The 22,699-nt window shown below is 64.1% G+C and carries 15 protein-coding genes and 3 pseudogenes; 8 read left to right on the top strand and 10 right to left on the bottom strand.

Translation table 11 applies throughout. The features are described from left to right. Positions 1–123 precede the first annotated feature (123 nt). Positions 124–909 (top strand): amonabactin biosynthesis phosphopantetheinyl transferase AmoD, encoded by a 786-nt coding sequence (gene amoD, locus ACPDZI_RS12010; protein WP_438833184.1) that lies wholly within the window; start codon positions 124–126, stop codon positions 907–909. Between the two features lie 61 nt (positions 910–970). Here amoD and ACPDZI_RS12005 read toward each other — a convergent pair whose 3' ends face one another. From ACPDZI_RS12005 to ACPDZI_RS11985, 5 genes are all read right to left on the bottom strand, one after another. Next, the gene (locus ACPDZI_RS12005; RefSeq protein WP_438833183.1) at positions 971–1,774 is read right to left on the bottom strand and encodes an amonabactin ABC transporter ATP-binding protein; all 804 of its coding nucleotides are present in this window, start codon (positions 1,772–1,774) and stop codon (positions 971–973) included. Between the two features lie 43 nt (positions 1,775–1,817). Beyond that, on the bottom strand, positions 1,818–2,885 hold the full coding sequence (locus tag ACPDZI_RS12000; protein ID WP_438833182.1) for an amonabactin ABC transporter permease subunit 1: 1,068 nt from the start codon (positions 2,883–2,885) through the stop codon (positions 1,818–1,820). Between the two features lie 13 nt (positions 2,886–2,898). Further along, complete coding sequence (locus ACPDZI_RS11995; protein WP_438833181.1) at positions 2,899–3,915, bottom strand: amonabactin ABC transporter permease subunit 2; 1,017 nt, start codon at positions 3,913–3,915, stop codon at positions 2,899–2,901. A gap of 67 nt (positions 3,916–3,982) precedes the next feature. After that, positions 3,983–5,956: a siderophore amonabactin TonB-dependent receptor gene (locus tag ACPDZI_RS11990; RefSeq protein WP_408797756.1), complete on the bottom strand. Its 1,974-nt coding sequence runs from the start codon at positions 5,954–5,956 to the stop codon at positions 3,983–3,985. A 57-nt stretch (positions 5,957–6,013) separates the two neighbouring features. Continuing rightward, entirely contained in the window at positions 6,014–7,243 is a 1,230-nt protein-coding gene (locus ACPDZI_RS11985) for a siderophore amonabactin export MFS transporter (RefSeq protein WP_438833180.1), read from the bottom strand. Between the two features lie 250 nt (positions 7,244–7,493). Between ACPDZI_RS11985 and ACPDZI_RS11980 the strand changes: the two are divergent. Then, positions 7,494–8,247, top strand: a pseudogene (locus tag ACPDZI_RS11980) (hypothetical protein). 60 nt (positions 8,248–8,307) lie between these two features. Here the strand turns inward: ACPDZI_RS11980 and ACPDZI_RS11975 are convergent. The 3 genes and pseudogenes from ACPDZI_RS11975 to ACPDZI_RS11965 all read right to left on the bottom strand — a co-directional run bounded on the left by ACPDZI_RS11975 (position 8,308) and on the right by ACPDZI_RS11965 (position 11,967). Continuing rightward, a complete protein-coding gene (locus tag ACPDZI_RS11975) occupies positions 8,308–8,778 on the bottom strand; it encodes a DUF2919 domain-containing protein (RefSeq protein WP_043166862.1) in 471 nt (156 codons plus the stop codon). Between the two features lie 142 nt (positions 8,779–8,920). Then, positions 8,921–9,869 (bottom strand): annotated as a pseudogene (corA, locus tag ACPDZI_RS11970) (magnesium/cobalt transporter CorA). Positions 9,870–10,323: 454 nt separating this feature from the next. Beyond that, positions 10,324–11,967, bottom strand: coding sequence for an electron transfer flavoprotein-ubiquinone oxidoreductase (locus ACPDZI_RS11965; protein ID WP_438833179.1), 1,644 nt, complete (start codon positions 11,965–11,967; stop codon positions 10,324–10,326). 124 nt (positions 11,968–12,091) lie between these two features. Between ACPDZI_RS11965 and ACPDZI_RS11960 the strand changes: the two are divergent. The 5 genes and pseudogenes from ACPDZI_RS11960 to aroG all read left to right on the top strand — a co-directional run bounded on the left by ACPDZI_RS11960 (position 12,092) and on the right by aroG (position 17,906). Beyond that, positions 12,092–12,842 (top strand): annotated as a pseudogene (locus ACPDZI_RS11960) (electron transfer flavoprotein subunit beta/FixA family protein). Between the two features lie 100 nt (positions 12,843–12,942). Continuing rightward, on the top strand, positions 12,943–13,869 hold the full coding sequence (locus tag ACPDZI_RS11955) for an electron transfer flavoprotein subunit alpha/FixB family protein (protein WP_017408213.1): 927 nt from the start codon (positions 12,943–12,945) through the stop codon (positions 13,867–13,869). 224 nt (positions 13,870–14,093) lie between these two features. Beyond that, the gene (serC, locus tag ACPDZI_RS11950) at positions 14,094–15,182 is read left to right on the top strand and encodes a 3-phosphoserine/phosphohydroxythreonine transaminase (RefSeq protein WP_045526888.1); all 1,089 of its coding nucleotides are present in this window, start codon (positions 14,094–14,096) and stop codon (positions 15,180–15,182) included. Between the two features lie 171 nt (positions 15,183–15,353). Then, entirely contained in the window at positions 15,354–16,637 is a 1,284-nt protein-coding gene (gene aroA / locus ACPDZI_RS11945) for a 3-phosphoshikimate 1-carboxyvinyltransferase (protein WP_438833178.1), read from the top strand. A 213-nt stretch (positions 16,638–16,850) separates the two neighbouring features. Continuing rightward, positions 16,851–17,906: a 3-deoxy-7-phosphoheptulonate synthase AroG gene (gene aroG / locus ACPDZI_RS11940; protein WP_011705850.1), complete on the top strand. Its 1,056-nt coding sequence runs from the start codon at positions 16,851–16,853 to the stop codon at positions 17,904–17,906. A 106-nt stretch (positions 17,907–18,012) separates the two neighbouring features. Here the strand turns inward: aroG and ACPDZI_RS11935 are convergent, their stop codons facing one another. Continuing rightward, complete coding sequence (locus ACPDZI_RS11935) at positions 18,013–19,608, bottom strand: methyl-accepting chemotaxis protein (protein WP_438833177.1); 1,596 nt, start codon at positions 19,606–19,608, stop codon at positions 18,013–18,015. 262 nt (positions 19,609–19,870) lie between these two features. Between ACPDZI_RS11935 and hutW the strand changes: the two genes are divergently transcribed. Then, positions 19,871–21,241, top strand: a complete 1,371-nt coding sequence (gene hutW / locus ACPDZI_RS11930; protein ID WP_438833176.1) for a heme anaerobic degradation radical SAM methyltransferase ChuW/HutW — start codon at positions 19,871–19,873, stop codon at positions 21,239–21,241. An 88-nt stretch (positions 21,242–21,329) separates the two neighbouring features. Here hutW and xseA read toward each other — a convergent pair whose 3' ends face one another. Then, a complete protein-coding gene (gene xseA / locus ACPDZI_RS11925) occupies positions 21,330–22,694 on the bottom strand; it encodes an exodeoxyribonuclease VII large subunit (RefSeq protein WP_438833175.1) in 1,365 nt (454 codons plus the stop codon). Positions 22,695–22,699: the final 5 nt, after the last annotated feature.

Raw genomic sequence — 22,699 nt, 5'->3', positions numbered from 1 at the left:
CTGGGTCCCAAACGGGCGAACTCATGCTACCACAAATTCAAATGATAAGAATTGTCATTTGTGTTTGTGGCGTGGAGAGGGGACGGTTTGTTACCATGCTGGCTAACCAACCAAGGGCTCTTCGTGATGTTGATTGCCACTGCGCCAGCCTGTTCACTGGACCGCTTTATCGTGCAGGCCGACAGCCTGCCGCTGCCCGGCGCGGCGCATCTGGTGCTGCAACGGGTCTGCTTTGACCCAGCCGCCTTCACCCCGGCCTGCTACGACGCGGCCGGCATGGTGCTGCCCGCCAGCTTGCAGCGCGCGGTCCCCAAGCGGCTGGGGGAGTTTCTGGCGGGGCGTCTTGCGGCCCGCGAAGCCCTGCGCCCCTTCAACCTCGCGGATCACCCCGTGGCCATCGGCAACGCCCGCGAACCCTGCTGGCCTGCGGGGTTTGAGGGCAGCATCAGCCACAGCCTGTTGCAGGGGCGCGGCATGGCCCTGTGCGCGGTGCGCCCGGGTCGGGCGGGGATGGGGTTGGATCTGGAAGGCTGGCTGGCAGAGGGGCAGGCCAGCGAGCTCTGGCCCGGCATTGCCAGCGGGGAGGAGTGGGGGCGGCTGGCGGCAACTGCCCCTGCCATCGGCCTGAGCAGGGCTGAGGCGCTCACCTTGATTTTTTCGGCCAAGGAGAGTCTGTTCAAGGCGCTCTACCCCAGGGTGGGGCGCTATTTTGACTTTCTCGATGCCCGCTGGCTGACCATGACGGAGCAGACCCTCACCCTCGAACTGGTGGACGGGCTGACCCCGGATCTGCCCGCCGGTTGGCGCTGCACGATCTACTGGCAGCCAATGTACTGGCAGACACAGCATTGGCAAACAGGGCACTTGCAAACACTGCCGGGCGGGGTGCTCACCAGCCTGCTGCTGTGAGTGGCGGTGCGCCGAGCTGCAAACATAAAAAAACCGCCTTTCGGCGGTTTTTTTATGGGGCTCAGGCCGGTTGGCGCATGGCAAAGGCGTGCGGTCTGCGGCGCGGCACTATGATGGGGGCGCCGTCGCCGGGGGCGTGCAGTATGTCCACGTCGGTCTGATAGAGGCGGTCGATGAGGGACTTGGTCACCACCTCGCGGGCCGGCCCCATGGCCTGGATGCCGCCATCTCCCAGCGCGATCAGCTCGTCGCAGTAGCGGGCGGCGGTGGCGAGATCGTGGATGACGATGAGCACCGTCTTGCCCTCGGCGGTGATCTGGTGGATGGCCTCCATCACCTCGGTCTGGTGGCCGATGTCGAGGGCGCTGGTCGGTTCATCCAGCAGGATGATGTCCGAATCCTGGGCCAGCACCATGGCGAGCCACACCCGCTGGGCCTGGCCGCCGGAGAGGGAGCTGGCGCTCTGCTGCAGAATGTCGCCGAGCTGCATCCGCTCGCAGGCCCAGCGCACCATGCGCGCATCCTCCTCGCTCCACTGATTGAACCAGCCCTGATGGGGATGGCGGCCGTACTGCACCAGTTGCTCGACCTGGATGCCGGCGGGCACCAGCGGGCGCTGGGGCAGGTAGGCGAGCTCGCGGGCCAACGCCTTCTTGCCGTAGCTTGCCAGCGGTTTGCCCTTGAGCAGGATCTCGCCGGCCTGCTGCTGCTCCTGGCCTGCCAGCAGTTTGAGCAGGGTGGACTTGCCGCCGCCGTTGGGGCCGACGATCCCCACCAGCTTGCCCTGGGGAATGGTGAAGGAGATGTCGTTGAAGACGGGCTTGTGCTGATAGCCAAATTGCAGGTGATTGATGGTGAGCGTCATCAGGTGGCCCTCGGTCGGTCTTGAAAATGGATGAATGGCATCGTCAGTCGGCCTTCTGGCGGTCTTTGAGCAGGATGAACAGCAGCAGCAGGCCGCCGAGAATACGGGTCATGATGCCGGTGGCCACTTCGTGGGGGCTGGCCAGCACCCGCACCAGGGTGTCGCTGGCCAGCAGCAGCAGGGCGCCGCACAGGGCGGCAATCCACAGCGGTACGATGCGATCCCGGCTGAGCCAGGAGGCGAGCACCGGGGCCGCCATGGCGATGAACACCACGGGGCCACCGATGGCGGTGCCGAGCGCCGCCACGACGATGGCCTGGGCCAGCACGCCGAGCTGCACCCGGTTGACGTTCACCCCCAGACTCTGGGCGGTGACGGGGCCGAGGCGCAGTACGCCGAGGGCCCGGGAGAGATAAATGATCCAGGGGCAGACCAGCAGGATCAGGATCCCCACCGGCAGCACAGTGCTGTAGCCCTGGCCGACGAAGTTGCCCATGTTCCACAGGTAGAGGCTGGTGAGGTGCACCAGCGACTGGGTGGACATCACGAACTGGCCGATGGCGTTCATCAGCTCGGAGACGCCGATGCCGATCACCACGAACAGGTAGCCCTGCTCCCCCGGCTTGTTGCACAGGACATAGAGCACGGCGGCGGCAAACAGGGCGCCAAGCGGGGCGGCCCACCAGGGCCAGCTGCCGAGGGTCAGGTAAAGGGAGAAGGCGATGATGGCCAAGGAGGCCCCCTCGTTGACCCCGATCATGTCCGGGGTGGCGAGGCGGTTGCGAATGAGGGTCTGCACCAGGCAGCCGGAGAGGCCCATGGCCGCTCCCGCCACCAGCACGGCGACGATGCGCGGCAAGCGGATCTTGAAGACGGTCACCTCGCTCAGCCGGTTGCCCTCGCCAAGCAGGGTCTGGATCACCCCCAGCATGGTGAGCTTGCCGGAGCCCAGGGTCAGCGCCAGCAGGGAGAGCAGCACCAGGGCGACCAGCAGCCCCAGGGTGATCAGCCAGGCGCGGCGGTGCAGCAACAGGGTACGGCTGCCAACGCGCAGGCAGACGGTGCCGGTGGGAAGCGCCGTGTTGAGGGAGGGATGGATGGGATTGTTCATGAGGCAGGCAACCTTATTTGACGGCCAGCAGGGAGCGGAAGCCGCCGCTGCGCACCACCAGGATGAGCACGGGGGCACCGATCAGCGCCAGGATCACCCCGTTGGGCAGCTCGAACGGCTGGATCAGCCAGCGCGCCAGGATGTCGGCACCTAGCAGGAACAGCACCCCGAACAGGGCGGAGAAGCGCACCTGGATGGCGAGGCGTACCGGCTCCACCAGGCGGGCGCAGTAGGCGGCGATAAAACCGACGAAGCCGATGGGACCGGCGATGGCGATGGCGCAGGCGGTAAACAGGGTGGCGGCCAGGAGCACGCCGATGCGCACCCGGGTCGGCCGGATGCCGAGCGCCAGCGCCTGGTTGTCCCCCATCTGCATCAGGGTAAGCTGACGACAGAGCGCCAGGGTCAGCAGCAGGCCGAGCAGGGCAAAGGGCATCACGGTGAGTACCGCATCGAGATCCGAGGCGGCCAGCGACCCCAGATTCCAGAAACGGAACTGCTCCAGCACCACCTGGTTGGAGAGCAGCAGGAAGTTGGAGAGGCCGCCGAAGGTGGCGGAGAGGGCGACCCCCACCAGGATGAGCTTGAGGGGGTTGGAGCGCCCCACCATCAGGCCGAGGCCGAGCACGATGAGGTTGCCGAGCAGGGCCCCCATGCCGGACCAGAGCAGGTAACCGTAGGCGGATTCGACGCCAAAATAGGTGAGGCCGATCACCAGGGCGAACACGGCGCCGGCGTTGACCCCGAGCAGGCCGGGTTCGGCCAGTGGATTGCGGGTGGCGCTTTGCAGCATGGAGGCCGCCAGCGCAAGACAGACGCCCACCACCAGGGCACACAGGGTGCGGGGCAGACGCAGGGTATGAACGATCATGGCGAGCTTTTCATCGGCCATGAGGGCGGGATCGCCCAGCAGAAATCCGGCGACCTCGCGGCCACCATAGACACCGGCGCCGGTGGCCAGTGAGAGACAGATGAGCAGGAACAGGAGAACCACTCCCAGCCAGAACAGGTGTGTTTGGTGTCTGTGCACCCGGCTACTCCTTCACGTCGAGGCAATAACAGCAGAAAAGGGAGCCCTGACGGGCTCCCTGCGGGGTTTACAGCTTGTAATCCACGCCGGCGTAGACGGTACGACCTTCCAGAATGAAGTCGGCGTCGGTAGCGACCTGGTCACGCTTGGTGTTGGTGAGGTTGGTGATGCCCAGCTTGAAGTCGAGCGCCGGGGTGACCTTCCACTTGGTGTTGACGTCCAGGGTCTGGTAGCTGTCGGACTTGAGCGCCTGGGAGTTGTGCATCGGCACCTTGATGAACTGGCTGCCTACGTACTGCCAGGCCAGGTTGGTGCTGACGATCTCGGTGGCCTGCCAATCCAGGCTCAGGTTGCCGGTGTGATCCGGGGTCTTGGCCAGATCGTCGCCAGTGCTCTTGTCTTCGGAGTCCAGCATGGTCCAGTTGCCGGTCAGCTTGAGGTCGTCCATCACATCGACCCAGCCGGTCAGCTCCAGCCCCTTGACCCGGGCCTTCTTGACGTTGAGGTAGGTCATCACGCTCGGACGGTAGCCCGGGCCCCACTGATCGCTCTGGATCAGATCCTCGATGTCGTTGTGGAAACCGGTGAGGCCGGCGCCAAAGCGATCGGCTTCATAGGCGGTGCCCAGCTCGTAGCTGACGGCGGTTTCCGGTTTCAGGTCCGGGTTGCCGATCACCTTGCAGGCGCCGCGGCAGGCGGTGGTGGCGAAGCCTTCGCTGGACTGGGCCAGGGTCGGGGCCTTGAACGCCTTGCCGGCGCCGCCCTTGATCACCCACTCGTCGCTCAGCTTGTAGAGCGCATAGGCGCGCGGGCTGAACTCGTTGCCATAGGTCTCGTGGTGATCCAGACGACCGGAGAGGGTCAGCGCCAGATCCCCCAGGCTGAACTCGTCCTGCAGGTAGAGGGCGCTCTGGCTCGCATCCACGCTGCCGCTGGTGATGCTGCGGCTGTGCTCCAGCTCGGTTTTGCGGAATTCCGCGCCTGAGGTCAGCAGGTGATCCCCGAGGTAGCCGCTCAGCTGGCCGTCGACCGTGTGGTTGGTCTGGGTGACATCGGCGGCGCCGCCGTTGAGCTGGGAGTCATCCATCAGATCGGTCTGCTCGAAGTAGTAGCGGGCACGGCTGTCGAAGTGCTCCCAACGACCGTTGTGGGTCAGCCCCAGGCTCAGGCGATCGAGTTTTTGCACGTTGTGCGGGGTGGCCGGGGCAGTGGGGGCGCGCGGCACGTTGTTGAAATAGCTGTCCATGTCGTTCTGGTTGTAGCCCAGATCGAACTCCACATCCTGGTTGTCGGCCACCAGCCACTTCAGGCTGGAGAGCATGTTGACCACTTCCCGTTTCTCCAGTGCATCGGCGTCCTTGTTGTTGGACTGATCGCTGTGCCAGCGGTCGCGCTGATAGCCTTCCACCACCAGGCTGCCGAGCAGCTTGTTGTCGATCAGGGCGCCGGAGACGAAGGCGTTGCCACGGTTGGCATCACCACCATCACCCTTGGTGGGCATGGTGTGGGTGTAGCCGAAGGCCGCCTCGGTCTGCTCCTTGGCCTGGCGCAGGATCACGTTGACCACGCCGCCGAGGGCGTCGGCGCCATAGAGGGAGGAGACGGGACCGCGGATCACCTCGATGCGCTCGATGGCGGCCATGGGGATGGAGCTCAAGTCGAAGTCATTGCCAAACGAGCTGCCCAGGGTTTCGCGGGCGTTGACCCGTTTGCCGTTGATCAGCAGCAGGGTGTAGTCGCCGCCCATGCCGCGGATCTTGATCTCGCTGCGGCCGGTGGGGTTGGTGCCGATGATGTTGACGCCGGGCACGTGCTTGAGTGCTTCGCCGATGTTGTTGGCGTTCATCTTGTCCAGATCGGCGCGGGTTACCACAGAGACGCTGGCCGGGGCGGAGAGTTCGGTGTGCTGGGTCTGGGTGGCGGTGACCACCATGGTCTCGTTGGCCTTGACCGCTTCGGCCTGGGCCAGGCCCGGCAAGGCAAACAGGCCGAGGGAGAGCAAAATCGGGTTCAAGCGAAATACGCCAGGCTGCAACTGCATAGTCAAAACTCCATGAATAAAACAGAGGTTATGGGGTCCGGCTCTGGGGCCGGTGGCTCACTGACTTCCTTGTCTGGCGGTGCCAGACTCGGGGTTATTGTTATTCCTTGTCTGTGCCAGCCCCTTGAGCAGGAGCCAGACACCGCCGCAAGCCAGCAGGCCGCAGCCGATATTGATCCAGGCCAGATGGGCAAATCCGTTCAGCACGCCGCTTTGATCCGACACCAGCAATCTGGCGGAGAGCAGGCTGCCGAGCCCGGCCGCCACATTGGTGACCGTGCCCTGAAAAGACATGAAGGCGGCGCGTTGATGGGGGGCCGGGATGGAGGCCGTGATGGCGAGGGTAGTGCTGGCGCGGGCCGAGCTCAGCGCCATGAACAGGGTGAACAGCAGGTAGACGGGCACGCCGACCGGCATGGCAAAACCGAGCAAGGTGATCAGCGCCAGCAGCAGGCTGGTGATCAGGATGGCGGCCTGGGCCCGGCCCTGATCAATCCAGCCGCCGCACAGCCGCATGGTGGCCATGCTGGCGAGGCCGCCGCACAGATAGAGGGCGGCGATCTGCTCGCGGGGGAACGCCAGGTTGAACTGGAAGTAGTTGGCAAAATGCGGGATCAGCAGGAAGTGGCCGAACATCTGTAAACAGAGGATGAACAGGGCGCCCTGGCAGAGTGGGGAGGCCAGCAACTGGCGCAGGCCGCTGCCGTGAGGGGCGCGGCTGACCGGCAGCGAAGGCAGCAGGATGGCGCAGAGCAGGGCCAGCAGCAAGCCGCAGACGCCAAACAGCAGGAAGGGGCTCTGCCAGCCAAACCACTGGGCCAGCACCAGGGCGATGGGCACCACCAGGATGGCAGCCAGCGAGAAGGCCATGCCCACGTAGGCGAGGCGGCGGCCCCGCTCGGCAGGCGGCACCAGATCCAGCACGGCTGCCATCAGGATGGCGGCGAGCGGTCCGGCCACACAGCCCGACAGGACGAACAGCACCAGCAGCTGCTGGCTGTTTTGCACCAGGGCGCAGGCCATCAGCAGCAGAAAACGTAAGGTGAGCAACACCAGCAGGGCGGGCTTGCGGTTGACCCGATCGAGCAAGGGGGCGGCGATGAGCCCCATCAGGGCGGCACCCAGAGTAGCACCACCGCTGAAGTAGCCGGTCTGTTCCGGTTGCATGCCGAGGCTGATGACCAGATCCGGTCCGAGCGGCATCACCATCATCATGCTGCCCATGGAGAGCATGTTGACAAGCAGGGCCAGGTGGATAGCGGCGGGGGTGGTGGTCACTGGCTTCATCGACGGCAAGCTCAAAAAAATGAGACCGAATTGTATCCGAGCGTTTTTTTCGTGACAACAAATGGTAATCATTTTTATTTGTGTTATTTGATCTGTCTCCGCTCTTTTCATAGAAAAATGAAGGGCCTGACTTTCACCGGATTCTCCGCTCGCGGGCAAAATCATTGAAAAGCGGGGCGGATGGCCCATGATGACGAGGTGATGAGCAGGCCATGATCCAGTTGGCCGCCGAGTGGGACGGGAGGAGAAGATGAGAAGATGGCGCGGGTTTGGATTCTGGCTGCTGTGGGGGCTCTGGTGCCTGCCGCTGCGGGCCGAGGTGAAGGTGATCCCGGTATTCGAGACCCAGGCGGCGGTGCAGACCCTCAAGGATCTCTATCCGGAGCTGGGGGTGAGCGCCATGGGCAACCAGCTGGTGCTGAGCGGCAGCGCCGCCCAGCTGCAGGAGGCCGAAGCGGCGCTGGCCAAATTCAACCAGCCGCCCCAGAGTCTGCTCATCGAGTGGCGGGTGGACGGCGCTTCCAGCAGTCAGCAGGCCGGTGTGGGGCTGGGCCGGGATGCCGCCAAGCGGCAGTGGCTGCTGGAGGGAAATGCCCAGCAGTATCAGCGCAGCCAGAACGACAGCTGGCAGGTACGCGGCCTGTCGGGTCGGGCCGGTGCTATTGCAGATGGGCACCTATCAGCCGGTCACCTTCTATCAGTGGCGCGGAGGTCAGGTAGTGGGGCTGATGCCGCTGGTGAACGGCCTCTACGCCACGGCTACCCTGATTGGCGACAGGGTGCAGATAGCGCTTAGCAGCGAGCAGGCCAGGCTGGAGCAGGGCACCATCAACCGGGGGCAGAGCGCCACCGAGGTGAGCGGTGCCTCCGGTCAATGGCTGACGGTGGGGGAGCTCTCCACCAGCGCGGTGCAGCAGGGCAGCAGTCTGGGCACCCAGTTGCAGGGGGGCAGTGGCAGTCAGAGCGATCGCCAGACCCTGCAGATCCGGGTCACGCGCCAGTGAGGTGCCAGACTGATTTCGTCGTTCCTCGGGTGCCTGGCCATTCTGGTTGAACCTGTCTGATCAGTTGCTGGCGTGGGGCTGATCGGCCGCGTATTCACGCAGCTGGCGGCTGCGCAGCAGATACCAGAGCGACCAGAGGGTAGCGACCAGCACCAGAGCGGTGGGCCAGCTGAACGACCACTTCTGCAGATTGAGGCTGTGCAGTTGCATCAGCAGGCCACTGACGGCAGAGCAGAGCAGCAGCAATGGGCTGTGGCGCCTGAGCCAGGCCCGGAGGCTGCGGGTCTGCTGATAGGTGCCGCCGCAGGCGAGCAGCGCCAGTATGGCTGGCACGTCGGTCAGCAGGCTGATGTAGAGGGCGAGCCGGTCCGGGTAGAAGAGGGTCAGGATGGCGCTGCCGCTCTCGCGGGTGACGCCGGCCATCAGAAACAGCCAGACCGAGCGGGTCAGCAAGAGGGCGATGGGCCAGAACCAGAGCGGGGGACGCAGCTGGCCGTGATCGTCGTATCTGTGTTCGGGGTAGAGGGTCATGGTTGCCCGGGGTCGTCAGTGCAAAGGATGAAGGGGATATGGGGCGAAGGGGCGCCCTTTGCAAGGCGGGCGAGGGGCGGGAATTAATCGGGGGGCCATGCCCCCCAATCCGCTTATCGCTTTTCGTGTCAAGCCGCCGGCGTCACAGCCAGCCTTTTCGCTTGAAGAACAGACCGGTGCCGAGCGACGACATCACCATCAGTACCAGTGAGAGCGGATAGCCGTACTCCCAGGCGAGCTCCGGCATGCGGCCGAAGTTCATGCCGTAGATACTGGCGATGAGCGTCGGCGGCAGGAAGATGACCGCGGCCACCGAGAAGATCTTGATCACCTTGTTCTGCTCCAGGTTGGTGACACCCATGGAGGCTTCCAACTGGAAGTTGATCTTGTCGAACAGGAACTGGGTGTGGGGCAACAGAGACTCCACGTCGTGCAGCATCTCGTCGATCCACTTGTTCTGCTCGTTGCTCATCCGCTGGCGCAGGCTGCGCTTCAAGAAGCGCAGAGCGCGACGGGTATCGTGCAGGGAGAGACGGATCTGGCCGTTGGCCTCTTCCTGGGCCATCAACTCCTTGAGCATGGGATTGATCTGATCCGGCTCGAAGATCTGATCGGCGGTGTTTTCCAGGGTCTTGTAGCCATCTTCGATGAGATCGGAGAGGTATTCCACCTTGAGGTTTTGCACCTCCAGCAGGATGTCGAGGGCGTCCTCCACCTCCAGCCGATCCTGACGCATATAGTGGCGCAGCAGGCGCACCAGGCCGATGTCATCCTCGCGGATGCTGATCAGCAGGTTGTTGCGCAGGGTAAAGGAGACGTGGACACCCTTGGTGTCACGGCCCGATCCGCTGGGGAAACAGGGAGTGAATGTGCAGACCGTCGGTATCCCAGTAGAAACGGGCGGATGCTTCGATGTCATCCAGCTCCTCCTTGTCAGGCACCTCTTCCAGAAACAGGCCCGTCAACCATTCTCGTTCCGCCGTGTCCGGCTTGTAGGCATCCAGCCAGACGGTGTTATCAGGCACTATGTCGTCAGGCCCGAGCGTGACTATGTCCAGTACCTTGTTATTGAGAATGTAGGCGGTGATCATCTGTCCCCCCTTAAGAAGTCATGGGTAATCAGGGATGGTTGCACAGGTCATGCGGCCTTAGAGCGCGTAGAAAGCGATCCCGTGGACAAGCTGAACGGGCCGATGGAAAACCTGAATGCGGCGAACTATACAGGGGCGGGCCGCGCTTGTCAGGGCCTATTCATCGGAGGTTCAGCCTGTTCGCTCAAAAAAACAGCGAGGTCGGAGCAGCCACGCCGACCTCGAAACGGGTGATCCCGGCGCCGCCTCCTTTATTCCCCCTGGCACGCGGGAGGAGTCGGGCTCACCGGCCGGGATGGCGGGCTGCCGGTGGCCCTGCGACAACACCCGGCCGTGCGCCTTTCATCTCATATATTGCAATAGTTGGGGCCGCAGCCACCTTGTGGCGGCCTCCAGACGATCTGCCAGGGCTGCGCATCCTTGTTATCTGCAGAGGTCTGCATGGGCAAGCCTGTTACATGTTGGGATAGTTGGGGCCAGAGCCGCCTTGTGGCGGTGTCCAGACGATATTCTGGCTCGGATCCTTGATGTCGCAGGTCTTGCAGTGGATGCAGTTGGCCGCGTTGATCTGCAGGCGGGGCAGGCTCTCCGAGCCCAGGATCTCGAACACCCCGGCCGGGCAGTAGCGCTGGGCGGGTTCGGCCCAGGTGGGCAGGTTGACCGCCACCGGGATAGTCTCATCCTGCAGCTTGAGGTGGCAGGGTTGATCCTCGTCGTGGCTGGTGTTGGCGAGATAGACAGACGAGAGCTTGTCGAAGCTGAGCCTGCCGTCCGGCTTGGGATAGTCGATGGGCTGGCAGCGGCTGGCCATGCGCAGCTGGCGGTAGTCCGGTTCCTTGTCCAGCAGGGTGAACGGCGACGAGCGAGCAAACAGCCGCTGCTCCAGCCAGTTGAAGGCGCCGCCGAGCCAGGGGCCCCAGCGGTGCAGGGCGGCGCCGAAGTTGCGCGCTGTTTTCAGCTCCAAGGCCAGCCAGCTCTGTTGCAGCGCATCGCCGTATTCGGCCAGATCCCGCCCTCCTTCATCACCGCCGCGCAGACTCATGGCGACTGTCTTGGCCGCCAGCATGCCGGACTTCATGGCGGTGTGGATCCCCTTGATGCGGGAGAAGTCGAGGGTGCCGGCATCGCAACCGATGAGCAGGCCGCCGGGAAAGTGCATGCGGGGCAGGGAGTGCCAGCCTCCCTTGGCGATGGCGCGGGCGCCGTAGCTGATGCGCTCGCCCCCCTGCAATGCCGCGGCGATGAGCGGGTGATGCTTGAGGCGTTGAAACTCGTCAAACGGGCTGAGCCAGGGATTGCGATAGTTGAGATCGACGATGAGACCGACCGCCACCTGATCCTGCTCCATATGATAGAGATAGAAGCCGCCCTGGCTCTTGTCTTCCTTCCCCTCAGAGAGCGGCCAACCGCTGCCGTGCAGCACCCGGCCCGGTTTGCCCTGACCTGGGGGGAGCTGCCACAGCTCCTTGAAGCCGATGGCGTAATGCTGCGGCTGGGCGGTGTTTTCCAGCTGAAAATCGGCGATCAGCTGCTTGCCGAGATGGCCGCGCGCCCCTTCGGCAAACAGGGTGTAGCGACCGAGCAGCGCCATACCGGGCACGTGATCCGCTTTCGGATTGCCCGCCCGATCCAGCCCGAGATCGCCGGTGATCACACCCTTGACCCGTCCCGCTTCCATGATGAGTTCGCTTGCGGTAAAACCCGGGTATATTTCGACTCCCAGCTGTTCGGCCTGCTGACCGAGCCAGCGACAGAGGTTGCCGAGGCTGATGATGCGGCTGCCCTCGTTGTGCATGCGTGGCGGCACCGCCCAGTTGGGCAGTTGCAGGGCGCGGCTGTCGCTTTGCAGCAGGTGCACCTGATCGTCATTGACCTCGACCCCGAGCGGGGCTTGTTGCCAACTCTCTGGCAGCAGCTCCTTGAGGGCGACGGGATCCAGCAGGGCGCCGGAGAGCAGATGGGCGCCGATCTCAGCTCCCTTCTCCAGCAGGCAGACCGACAGCTCGGCATTGTGTTGTTTGAGGGCGATGGCGGCACTGAGTCCCGCCGGACCGCCACCGACGATGACGACATCAAATTCCATTGCTTCGCGTTCCATCTTGCCTCTGTGCTCGACTTGGCCTAGGGTAGTGCTGGTAGTTTACGTAAACGTAAAGTAAATGTAAGCAAAAAAATGTGAGGGTTTTCATGGATTCACTCAACAGAAGCGAGGGATGCGCATCATGAAGCTGCTGGTCGCGGTCAAGCGGGTGCTGGATTACAACGTCAAGGTCCGGGTCAAGAGCGATGGCTCAGACGTGGAGCTGGCCAACGTCAAGATGGGGATCAACCCGTTTTGTGAAATTGCGGTGGAAGAGGGGGTCAGGCTGCGCGAAGCCGGCGTGGCGAGCGAGCTGGTGGTGGTGACCTTCGGCCCTGAGGCGGCGGCTGAACAACTGCGTCACGCCCTGGCGCTGGGGGCGGATCGGGCGCGTCATTACGTGACTGGCGAGACCCTGACCCCGCTCACCGTGGCTAGCGCCCTGCAACAGGTGTGCGAGCTGGAGCAGCCCGATCTGGTGCTGCTCGGCAAGCAGTCCATCGATTCTGACAACAACCAAGTGGGCCAGATGCTCGCCGCCCTCAATGACTGGCCGCTCGCCACCTTTGCCTCCGCCATCAAGCTGGTGGAGGGGGAATTGCAGGTGACCCGCGAGATCGACGGTGGCCTCGAGACCCTCGGCATGCCGCTGCCGGCGGTGGTGACCGTGGATCTGCGCCTCAACGAGCCGCGCTTTGCCTCGCTCCCCAACATCATGAAGGCCAAACGCAAGCCGCTCGAGAGCGCGCCCTTCGCCGCCCTCGGCGTCGAGCCGGCCCGGTCAGACCCGGCTGCTCGGGGTGATGGCCCCCGCTGCCCGCAGCGCCGGCATCATGGTGGGCTCGGTGGACGAGCTGCTGGACAAACTCAAGCACGAAGCGAAGGTACTCTGATGCTGTCAGCAATCAACAGAACCCCGCCCGCCGGTGACAAGCTCGGGGGCGTGATGGGCGCACAGGCAGGGACATCAACGGACGATAGCAAGGGGCAGTCATGAGTGTATTGATCATTGCCGAACATCATCAGGGCCAGTTGGCCGACAACGTGGCCCGTCTGGTCACCGCCGGGAGCCAGCTGGGCGGCGAGGTGCATCTGCTGTTGCTGGGGCAGGGGCTCACCGAGGCGGGCGAGCAGGCCGCCGCCCTGCAGGGAGTGAGCCGGGTACTGCTGGCCGAGCACCCCATGCTGGCGGAGGGGTTGAGCGACGGGGTCGATCCGCTCTTGGCCCACATCGCGCGGGATTATCAGCACTGCCTGATGGCCGCCAGCACCCAGGGCAAGGATCTGCTGCCGCGGGTGGCGGCCCGGCTCGGGGTGGAGATGCTCTCCGAGGTGACCGGCATCGAGAGCGGCGACACCTTCCTGCGCCCCATCTACGCGGGCAACGCCGTGGCCCGGGTGGCCAGCAGCGCCCCCATCAAGGTGCTGACCATCCGGCCCACTGCCTTCGCCAAGGCGGCGAGCGGCGGCCAGGCTCAGGTAGAGCGGTTGCCGGTGAGCGAGGTGGCCTGCCGTACCCGCCTCATCGAACGGCGCGCCGTGCGCTCCGCCAGACCCGAGCTCGCGGCGGCGCGGGTGGTCGTCTCCGGCGGGCGGGCACTGGGCTCCAAGGCGCAGTTCGCCCTGATCGAGGCGCTGGCCGACAAGCTGGGCGGCGCGGTGGGGGCATCGCGGGCCGCGGTGGATGCGGGCTTTGTCGCCAACGATCTGCAGGTGGGCCAGACCGGCAAGGTGGTGGCTCCCGAGCTCTACATCGCGGTCGGTATTTCCGGCGCCATCCAGCATCTGGCGGGGATGAAGGAGTCGAAGGTGATCGTCGCCATCAACAAGGACAGCGAGGCCCCCATCTTCCAGGTGGCCGACTACGGGCTGGTGGGGGATCTCTTCACCTTGCTGCCGGAGCTCACTGCCAAGCTGTAACCTGGTGAAAAAAGGGGGCCGGGGGCATTGAGCACCGGCAAGCGCCCGTTTCCACGCATGTTCTCTGCAAGCCCTGACCCGTTCAGGGCTTTTTTCTGCCAACTGCGCTGGCGGCGGGTCGACAAAAGGTTGAGCCAGCTCCCAAAAAGCCTTTGATCCGGGGGCTGCACTTGTGTAAAACCAGACAAGTCACCGATCACACTCATCCACTCACGGAAAGCGTCATGAGCAAACAGATTTACAACTTCTGCGCCGGCCCCGCCATGTTGCCGGTCGAAGTCATGGAGCGCGCCCAGCGCGAATTTTGTAATTTCCAGGGGCTGGGAGCCTCGGTCATGGAGCTTTCCCACCGCGGCAAGCCCTACATGGCGGTCGCCGCCAAGGCCGAAGCCGATCTGCGCGAGTTGCTGGCGGTGCCAGACAACTACAAGGTGCTGTTCATGCACGGCGGCGGCCGTGGCCAGTTCTCCGCGGTGCCCATGAACCTGCTGGGGGGCGCCAACAAGAAGGCTGACTATCTGCTGACCGGTGTCTGGGCTGCGAGTGCCGTGGACGAGGCGCGCAAGTACGGCGATATCCAGACCTTTGACGGGGTGGCCAAGAGTGCCGAGGGTATCTCCCACCTGCTGCCGACCCCGACGTTTCGCGCCGATGCGGCCTATGTGCACTACTGCCCGAACGAAACCATCGACGGCATCGAGATGTTCGACATCCCGGCAACCGGTGATGTGCCGCTGGTGGCGGATCTCTCCTCCACCATCCTCTCCCGTCCCATCGACGTGAGCCGCTTCGGCATCATCTATGCCGGCGCCCAGAAGAACATCGGCCCCTCTGGGCTGGCCATCGCCATCGTGCGCGATGATCTGCTGAACCAGGCCCGCGCCGATGTGCCGTCGATCTTCGACTACCAGCTCACCGCCAAGAATGACTCCATGTTCAACACCCCGCCCACCTACGCCTGGTATCTGGCCGGGCTGGTGTTCGAGTGGTTGAAAGAACAAGGCGGCCTCGCCGCGATGGAAGCGCGCAACAAAGAGAAGGCCGATTTCCTCTACGGCTATCTCGATCAGTCGAGCTTCTATGGTAACCAGGTGGATGCCAGCTGCCGTTCGCGGATGAACATCCCGTTCCAGCTGAAAAATGCCGAGCTGGACAAGCTGTTCCTGGCCGAATCGGAAGCCGCCGGCCTGCTGGCACTCAAGGGCCACCGCATCGTCGGCGGCATGCGCGCCAGCCTCTACAACGCCATGCCGCTGGAAGGGGTGAAGGCGCTGGTCAGCTTTATGGACGGCTTTGCCAAGCGCCACGGTTGAGGCGTTTTTCCCCGATTGCCGACGCCGGGGACTCCCCGGCGTCTGTTTTTTCCGTGATGCCGGACCGGCCGCCTCCGCGGCCTGCTTTTGTGCCACCCGCAGTCTTGCCGAGCAGGGCGCGGGCTGCTAACGTCCGGTCAGGTCATTTTTTTGAGATCGTACAGGAAGTCTATGAATTCGTTGCGTTTGGAACCTATTTCTCGTGTGGCCGGTGAGGTCAATCTGCCCGGCTCCAAGAGCGTGTCCAACCGGGCGCTGCTGCTGGCAGCCCTGGCCCGTGGCACCACCCGGCTCACCAACCTGCTCGACAGCGATGACATTCGTCACATGCTGGCGGCGTTGACCCAGCTCGGGGTCAAATACAAGCTCTCCGCCGACAAGACCGAGTGCACCGTGCACGGTCTGGGTCGCAGCTTTGCGGTATCGGCGCCGGTCAATCTGTTCCTCGGCAACGCAGGCACCGCCATGCGACCGCTGTGCGCAGCGCTGTGTCTGGGCTCCGGCGAATACACCCTGGGCGGGGAACCGCGCATGGAAGAGCGCCCCATCGGTCATCTGGTGGATGCCCTGCGCGAAGCGGGCGCCCATATCCAGTACCTGAAGAAAGATGGCTATCCGCCGCTGGTGGTGGATGCCAAGGGGCTGTGGGGCGGTGACGTGCACGTCGACGGTTCCGTCTCCAGCCAGTTCCTGACGGCGTTTTTGATGGCGGCGCCGATGGCGGCTGGTGACACCCGCATCCACATCAAGGGGGAGCTGGTCTCCAAGCCCTATATCGACATCACCCTGCACATCATGAAGCAGTTCGGGGTGGTCATCGAGCACGACAACTACAAGCTGTTCTACATCAAGGGCAACCAGACCTACGTCAGTCCGGGTGACTTCCTGGTGGAAGGGGATGCCTCCAGCGCCTCCTACTTCCTCGCGGCGGGCGCCATCAAGGGTAAGGTGCGGGTCACCGGCATCGGCAAGCACAGCATCCAGGGCGACATCCACTTCGCCGACGTGCTGGAGAAGATGGGCGCCCGCATCACCTGGGGCGATGACTTCATCGAGGCCGAGCAGGAGCCGCTGCACGGCATCGACATGGACATGAACCACATCCCCGATGCGGCCATGACCATCGCCGTGGCCGCACTGTTTGCCGAGGGGCCCACCTCGATTCGCAACATCTACAACTGGCGGGTGAAGGAGACCGATCGCCTGCACGCCATGGCGACCGAGCTGCGCAAGCTGGGCGTCGAGGTGGAGGAGGGGCGTGACTTCATCACCGTCACCCCGCCAGCGCAGCTCAAGCATGCGGCCATCGATACCTACAACGACCACCGCATCGCCATGTGCTTCTCGCTGGTGGCGCTGTCCGATACCACCGTCACCATCAATGATCCGGGTTGTACCTCCAAGACTTTCCCGGACTACTTCGACAAGCTGGCCAGCATCAGTCAGCGCGTGTGATGAACCCAGGCCCGCCTCGCTGCGGGCCTGTTTCTTTGGGCTGTCCCGCTCTGCTACTCCCCTCTTTTCGTCCTCATCTAGCAGTATTATTAAAACTTGCAAGGCAGGATAAGAAAATTCCTTCCTGGATAATGTAATTTTCTATTTACACTGCTGTCCGTGCGGGCTAGATTGAAGTTTCTTTATCGCAGTCATCTAGCAGGAAGCCTTGTCATGCAGCATCAAACCGACGACGTTCGTATCAGTGAAATCAAAGAGTTATTGCCCCCGGTTGCGGTGCTTGAGAAGTTTCCGGCCACCGAGACCGCATCAAGTACCGTCTTTGAATCCCGTCAGGCCATCCATCAGATCCTGGCCGGTGAAGATCAGCGCCTGCTGGTGGTGATCGGCCCCTGTTCCATTCACGACCCCGCCGCCGCGCTGGAGTACGGCAAGCGCCTCAAGGTGCTGCGTGACGAACTCAAGGGCCAGCTGGAGATCGTGATGCGGGTCTACTTCGAGAAGCCGCGTACCACGGTGGGTTGGAAGGGGCTGATCAACGACCCCTACCTCGACAACAGCTGCCAGATCAACGACGGCCTGCGCATCGGTCGCAAGCTGCTGCTGGATCTCAACGACATGGGGCTGCCGACCGCCTCCGAATTCCTCGACATGATCACCCCGCAATACGTGGCGGATCTGATGAGCTGGGGCGCAATCGGGGCCCGTACCACCGAATCCCAGGTGCACCGCGAGCTGGCCTCCGGTCTCTCCTGCCCGGTGGGCTTCAAGAACGGCACCGACGGCACCATCAAGGTAGCCATCGACGCCATCGGGGCCGCCAGTGCGCCGCACCATTTCCTGTCGGTGACCAAGTACGGCCACTCCGCCATCGTCGCGACCCGGGGCAACCCGGACTGCCACATCATCCTGCGCGGCGGTCGTGAGCCGAACTACAGCGCCGCCCACGTGGACGAGGTGGTGAAGGGGCTGGACAAGGCCGGTCTGCCGCAGAAGGTGATGATCGACTTCAGCCACGCCAACAGCAGCAAGCAGTTCAAGAACCAGATGCTGGTGGCCGAGGACGTGGCCGGTCAGCTGCGTGCTGGCAGCCGGGCTGTGTTCGGCGTCATGGTGGAGAGCCATCTGGTGGAAGGGCGTCAGGATCTGGTGGAAGGGTGCGAGCTCACCGTCGGTCAGAGCATCACAGATGCTTGCATCGGCTGGGCCGACACCGAAATCCTGCTGCGCAATCTGGCCGATGCGGTGGCCACCCGCAACGCAGGCTGATTACGGCCTGACTGCGCCGCGTGGCGCGCCTGAACTACGGCATACAAAACAAAAGCGCGACCCTGGGTCGCGCTTTTTTATTGGCCAGAGCGGGCGGCAGGCATGATCACCAGCGGTAGGTCTTGAGCAGCTGCTCGAGCTTGCGGCACTGCTCCACCAGCTGGACGCTGGCGAGGTTGGCGGCGTGGGCCTGACCCAGGGTATCGTTGGAGGTGTTGCGAATGTCGCTCACCGAGCCGTCCACCTCGCTGCAGACCCTGTCCTGCTCCTCGGCGGACTGCGCCATCTGGGCGTTGAGATCGTTGATGCTGCTGATGCGGCTGATGATGTTCTGCATGGCGGCCAGAGTCGCCTCTGTCTTGTGGATGTTCTCGTCCGCTTTGGCCTTGGCATCCCCGATCACCGACACCGCGCTCTGGGCCTCGTTCTGCAGGGCGGCGATCATCTGGGAGATCTCCTCGCTGGCGGCGCGGCTGCGGTTGGAGAGGGCGCGCACCTCGTCGGCCACCACCGCAAAGCCGCGGCCCTGTTCGCCGGCCCGGGCCGCCTCGATGGCAGCGTTGAGGGCCAGCAGGTTGGTCTGATCCGCAATGCCCTTGATCACCTCCAGCACCCCGTCGACCGCCAGACAGCGATTGTCGAGCTGCTGGATCACCTTGTCGACTCGCTCGATCTCTGCCGACATCTCGCCCATGTCGTTGATGGAGTGCTGGGCAAGGCGACTGGTGTTGGCAGCATCCTGGTTGGTGAGGGCGGAGAGCTCGGCGCTCTTGCGGGCGTGCTCGCGCACCTCGTGGGAGCTGGCGGCCAGCTCGCTCACGGCGGCGGCCACCTGTACCGTCATGCTCTCCTGCTGGCGGGCCGAGCCTTCGGTCTGGGTCGCTACCTGGCGGATCTGGTTGGACTCCTGATAGAGCTGGTGGGTGGCGCTCTCCACCTCCTGCAGGCTGTGACGAAACCCCTGCACCATGTCGCTGACGGCGCGGGTCATCTCGCCCAGCTCATCCCGGTTGGGATTGATCAGGGGGAGGGAGAGATCCCGCTCCTTGGCCATGCGGGTCATGGCCAGCTGCAGATGGCGTACCGGCCGCTTGATGTAGCGCTGCAGCACCCAGCCCAGCAGGCCAAAGCCCAGTCCGAATACCGCCACCAGGCTGCCGCTCAGGATCAGGTTGTTGCGGTGGATCTCGCCGAAGGTGTGGCTGAGATCGTAACTGATGCGCACCGCCCCCATGACGGTCCCTTCCGCCACCTGGTGGCAGGTGGTGCACTGGGTACCGCGGTACTCCTTGTAGGCCTTGAAGGGTTTGATCAGGGTGAGCTGGTTGCCCTGCTGCTCGAGAATGGTCTCGCCCTGGTTGATGGCGCGCTCATCCAGTTTGTCTTCAATCTGCTGATCCGGGTGGCCGGGGCCGAACAGGCTGGTCACCGCCGGGGCACGGATCAGACGGGCCTCGACGATGCCGGCCTCGCTCTTGAGCTTGGTCTGCACGATCTGGCGGTTGGCGATGGCCCCCGTCATCATCAGCACGTTGAGTTGATCCATGTAGGTGTTGGCGGCGCTCTCCACCTTTTCACCCGCCAGCCGGATGGCGAGATCCCGTTGCAGCCAGGCGGAGAGCTCGAAGCTGAGGGCGAAGGTGCAGCCGATGACCAGGGCGAGGGGGAGAAAGATTTTCCAGTTCAGAGACAGATTTTGCATCGTTGGCAGGTCCATGCGCAGGTGAGCGATCGTCAATGGTTGATGACTCTCCACGCGTTCGCTCATCAGAACGGGGGAGATGGTTCTCTATCGGCACACCCTACCTCATCTTGAGTAAATTATCTGTTAACTGGATCTGTGTTGGAGGTTAATGGTGCGTAGCAAACGAGAACTGTTCGTCGTTGAGTTGATCCAGCACAAACTTGGCATTTATTGATAGTGGTTATCATTTGCATTATTTCACTTGATAACCTTGCCTGCGATGACACCACAGCTGACCCCGACCATGACCGGTCTTGCCACCCCGGATCCCCTCAAGTTCGCCTTTGGCGCCAAGACCTCGGCCCACGCCAGTCGCGGCGGCATGCGCCCGCTCACCCTCGACCATGCCGACTGGCAAGCCTGGTGGCGCCGCGAGAGCGAGGCGGATGAGCGGGCGCTTTATATCCACATCCCGTTTTGCCGCAAGCGCTGCAGCTTCTGCAATTTCTTTGAAAATGGCGCCAACCCGGCCCGTATTACTCGCTATGTCGACGCGCTCTGCCGCGAGCTTGCCCAGGCCGCCGAGACACCCTTCACCCAGAGCCGCCCCTTCTCGGCCGTCTATGTGGGGGGCGGCACGCCGACGGACATGAGCGCCGACGAGCTGGCGATGCTGGCCGCCGCCATCCGTCGTTTTCCCCTGACTCCAGATGCGGAGGTGACCCTGGAGGGGCGCCTCAATGGCTTTGATGATGCCAAGTGGCGCAGTGCGCTGGCGGGCGGCTTCAACCGCTTCTCGTTCGGGGTGCAGAGCTTTGATACCGAGGTGCGCCAGGCGGCGGCCCGCTTCGACGACCGGGCGACCCTGCTGACCCGGTTGGGGGAGCTGACCCGTCACGACGATGCGGTGATCGTGGCCGATCTCATCTTCGGCCTGCCGGGCCAGGATGATGCCGTGTGGCTTCAGGACATCGCGGATGTGATGGCGAGCGGGGTGCACGGGGTGGATCTCTATCAGCTCATCGCCATGGCCGGCACCAATCTGGCCCGTGCCGAGGCGAGGGGCAAGCTCGGCTGGGCCGCCGACGGCCAGCAGCGGGCCGCCATGTATGCCTATGGCGCTCAGACGCTGGAGCAGGGGAGTTGGCAGCGGCTCTCCTGCAGCCACTGGCGGCGTGGCGAGGCAGAGCAGAGCCGCTACAACCAGATGGCCAAGCGCGGCGCCGAGATCCTCCCCTTCGGGGCCGGGGCTGGCGGCAATGTGCATGGGCATGGCCTCATGTATGGCCGGGATCTGGCGCTCTGGCACGAGGCGCTGGCGGCGGATCAGCGTGCCCCCGGCATGGTGATGGGGCGCAATCCCAATGGCCGCCTCGATGGCCTGCTGCGCGGCGCGCTCGACAGCGGCTGGCTGGCGCTGGCCCGCTTGCCGACGCCGCTGCGGGCACATCTGCAACCCTTGTTCGAGGCCTGGCAACAGCACGGGCTGGCGACGCTGAGCGAGGCGCGGCTCGACCTCACCCTGGCGGGGCGCTTCTGGAACGTCAATCTGCAGGCCGGGCTGTTTGAATACTTGCAGCTCAACCCGCTGGCGGGGTCGGGTACGGCACCTGTCGATCCGGCGCAGGCGGTGCGCCATTCGCTGGTGTGAGTGTGCGGGTGTGAGTGCGCTGGCCGAGAGGGCCGGGCAACGAGGAGATGATAAACAAGGGGGGCACCTGATGTGCCCCCCTTGTTCGTTATGGCTGGTGTACCTCTTCCACCCGCACCCGCAGTTGCCCCTCTGCAAGCTGGGTGACCAGCGTCTGGCCGGCATCGACCTGGGAGGCGCGGCTGATCACCTCACCGCTCTGGGTGCGGGTGATGGAGTAGCCTCGGCCCAGGGTGGCGAGCGGGCTCACCCCGTCGAGGCGGGCGCTGAGCATGGCGAGGCGGTGGTCGGCCAGATCCCGGCGTTTGGCGATGAGGGCATGGAGGCGCTCCTCGGCCAGCTGGTGGCGACGTTTGCCGGCGGCCAGTAAGCGCTCCGGGCTCTTGCCCTGCAGGCGCAGCGCCAGATTGGCGAGGCGCCGCTCCCCCTGATGCAGTTTGTGATTCATCAGCTGCTGCAAACGGGCGGAGAGCTCGTCGAGGCGCTGGGATTGCTGCTCCAGCCGCCGCTTCGGATCCTGATGGTCGAGCCGCTTTTGCAGCAGGATGAAATCGTAGCGGGCGGCGGTCTGCTGGCGGTTCATGGCCTGCAGCAGTTGCTGCTTGAGATGGGCGAGGCGCTGGGCGCGGGCGCTCTGATCCGGCGCCACCAGCTCGGCGGCTGCCGACGGGGTCGGGGCGCGCAAGTCGGCGGCAAAGTCGCTAATGGTGACATCCACCTCGTGGCCCACCGCGCTCACCACCGGGATGGCGGAGTGGGCGATGGCGCGCGCCACCGCCTCTTCGTTGAAGCACCAGAGATCTTCGAGCGACCCGCCGCCACGCCCGACGATCAGCACATCTACCTCGGCGCGACGGTTGGCCAGGGCAATGGCAGAGACGATCTGGCCGATGGCGGCGCTGCCCTGTACTTGAGTCGGGTAGATAAACACCGGCAGATCCGGCGCGCGGCGTTTGAGCACCGTCAGCATGTCGTGCAGGGCAGCGCCGGTGGCGGAGGTGATGAGGCCCACCGCGCGCGGTTCGCGCGGCAGCGGCCGCTTGCGCCCCCCGTCAAACAACCCCTCGGCGCCAAGGCGACGCTTGAGCTCTTCAAAGCGCAGTGCCAGCACGCCGTCGCCCGCCGGCTGCATCGATTCGATGATCAGCTGGTAGTCGCCGCGCGGCTCATAGAGGGAGACCCGCGCCTGCACCAGCACCTGCATGCCATCCTGCGGGCGAAACGCGACCCGCCGGTTGTTGCCCTTGAACATGGCGCAGCGCACCTGGGCCGACATGTCCTTGAGGGAGAAGTACCAGTGACCGGAGCTTGGCATCGCCAGGTTGGAGAGCTCGCCGGTCAGCCACACCAGCCCCAGATCCTGCTCCAGGATCATGCGCACGGCGCTGTTGAGGCGGGTGACGGTAAAGACCTGCTGTTGTCTGCTTTGACTCGGTTCGTTGCGGTAGTTCAAGGCTG

The sequence above is a fragment of the Aeromonas oralensis genome (assembly GCF_049665575.1).
Lineage (GTDB): Bacteria > Pseudomonadota > Gammaproteobacteria > Enterobacterales > Aeromonadaceae > Aeromonas > Aeromonas hydrophila.
Note: the sequence above shows the minus strand (reverse complement) of the source record. Positions and strands in the feature narration are given on the sequence as shown.

What these genes read in the sequence shown, in the direction of transcription:
- ACPDZI_RS11965 (WP_438833179.1), bottom strand. Translation starts at nt 11,967, where the DNA reads ATGGAACGCGAAGCAATGGAATTTGATGTCGTCATCGTCGGTGGCGGT.
- ACPDZI_RS11955 (WP_017408213.1), top strand. Translation starts at nt 12,943, where the DNA reads ATGAGTGTATTGATCATTGCCGAACATCATCAGGGCCAGTTGGCCGAC.
- serC (WP_045526888.1), top strand. Translation starts at nt 14,094, where the DNA reads ATGAGCAAACAGATTTACAACTTCTGCGCCGGCCCCGCCATGTTGCCG.
- ACPDZI_RS12000 (WP_438833182.1), bottom strand. Translation starts at nt 2,885, where the DNA reads ATGAACAATCCCATCCATCCCTCCCTCAACACGGCGCTTCCCACCGGC.
- ACPDZI_RS11990 (WP_408797756.1), bottom strand. Translation starts at nt 5,956, where the DNA reads ATGCAGTTGCAGCCTGGCGTATTTCGCTTGAACCCGATTTTGCTCTCC.
- ACPDZI_RS11975 (WP_043166862.1), bottom strand. Translation starts at nt 8,778, where the DNA reads ATGACCCTCTACCCCGAACACAGATACGACGATCACGGCCAGCTGCGT.
- hutW (WP_438833176.1), top strand. Translation starts at nt 19,871, where the DNA reads ATGACACCACAGCTGACCCCGACCATGACCGGTCTTGCCACCCCGGAT.
- aroG (WP_011705850.1), top strand. Translation starts at nt 16,851, where the DNA reads ATGCAGCATCAAACCGACGACGTTCGTATCAGTGAAATCAAAGAGTTA.
- ACPDZI_RS11985 (WP_438833180.1), bottom strand. Translation starts at nt 7,243, where the DNA reads ATGAAGCCAGTGACCACCACCCCCGCCGCTATCCACCTGGCCCTGCTT.
- aroA (WP_438833178.1), top strand. Translation starts at nt 15,354, where the DNA reads ATGAATTCGTTGCGTTTGGAACCTATTTCTCGTGTGGCCGGTGAGGTC.
- ACPDZI_RS11935 (WP_438833177.1), bottom strand. Translation starts at nt 19,608, where the DNA reads ATGCAAAATCTGTCTCTGAACTGGAAAATCTTTCTCCCCCTCGCCCTG.
- ACPDZI_RS12005 (WP_438833183.1), bottom strand. Translation starts at nt 1,774, where the DNA reads ATGACGCTCACCATCAATCACCTGCAATTTGGCTATCAGCACAAGCCC.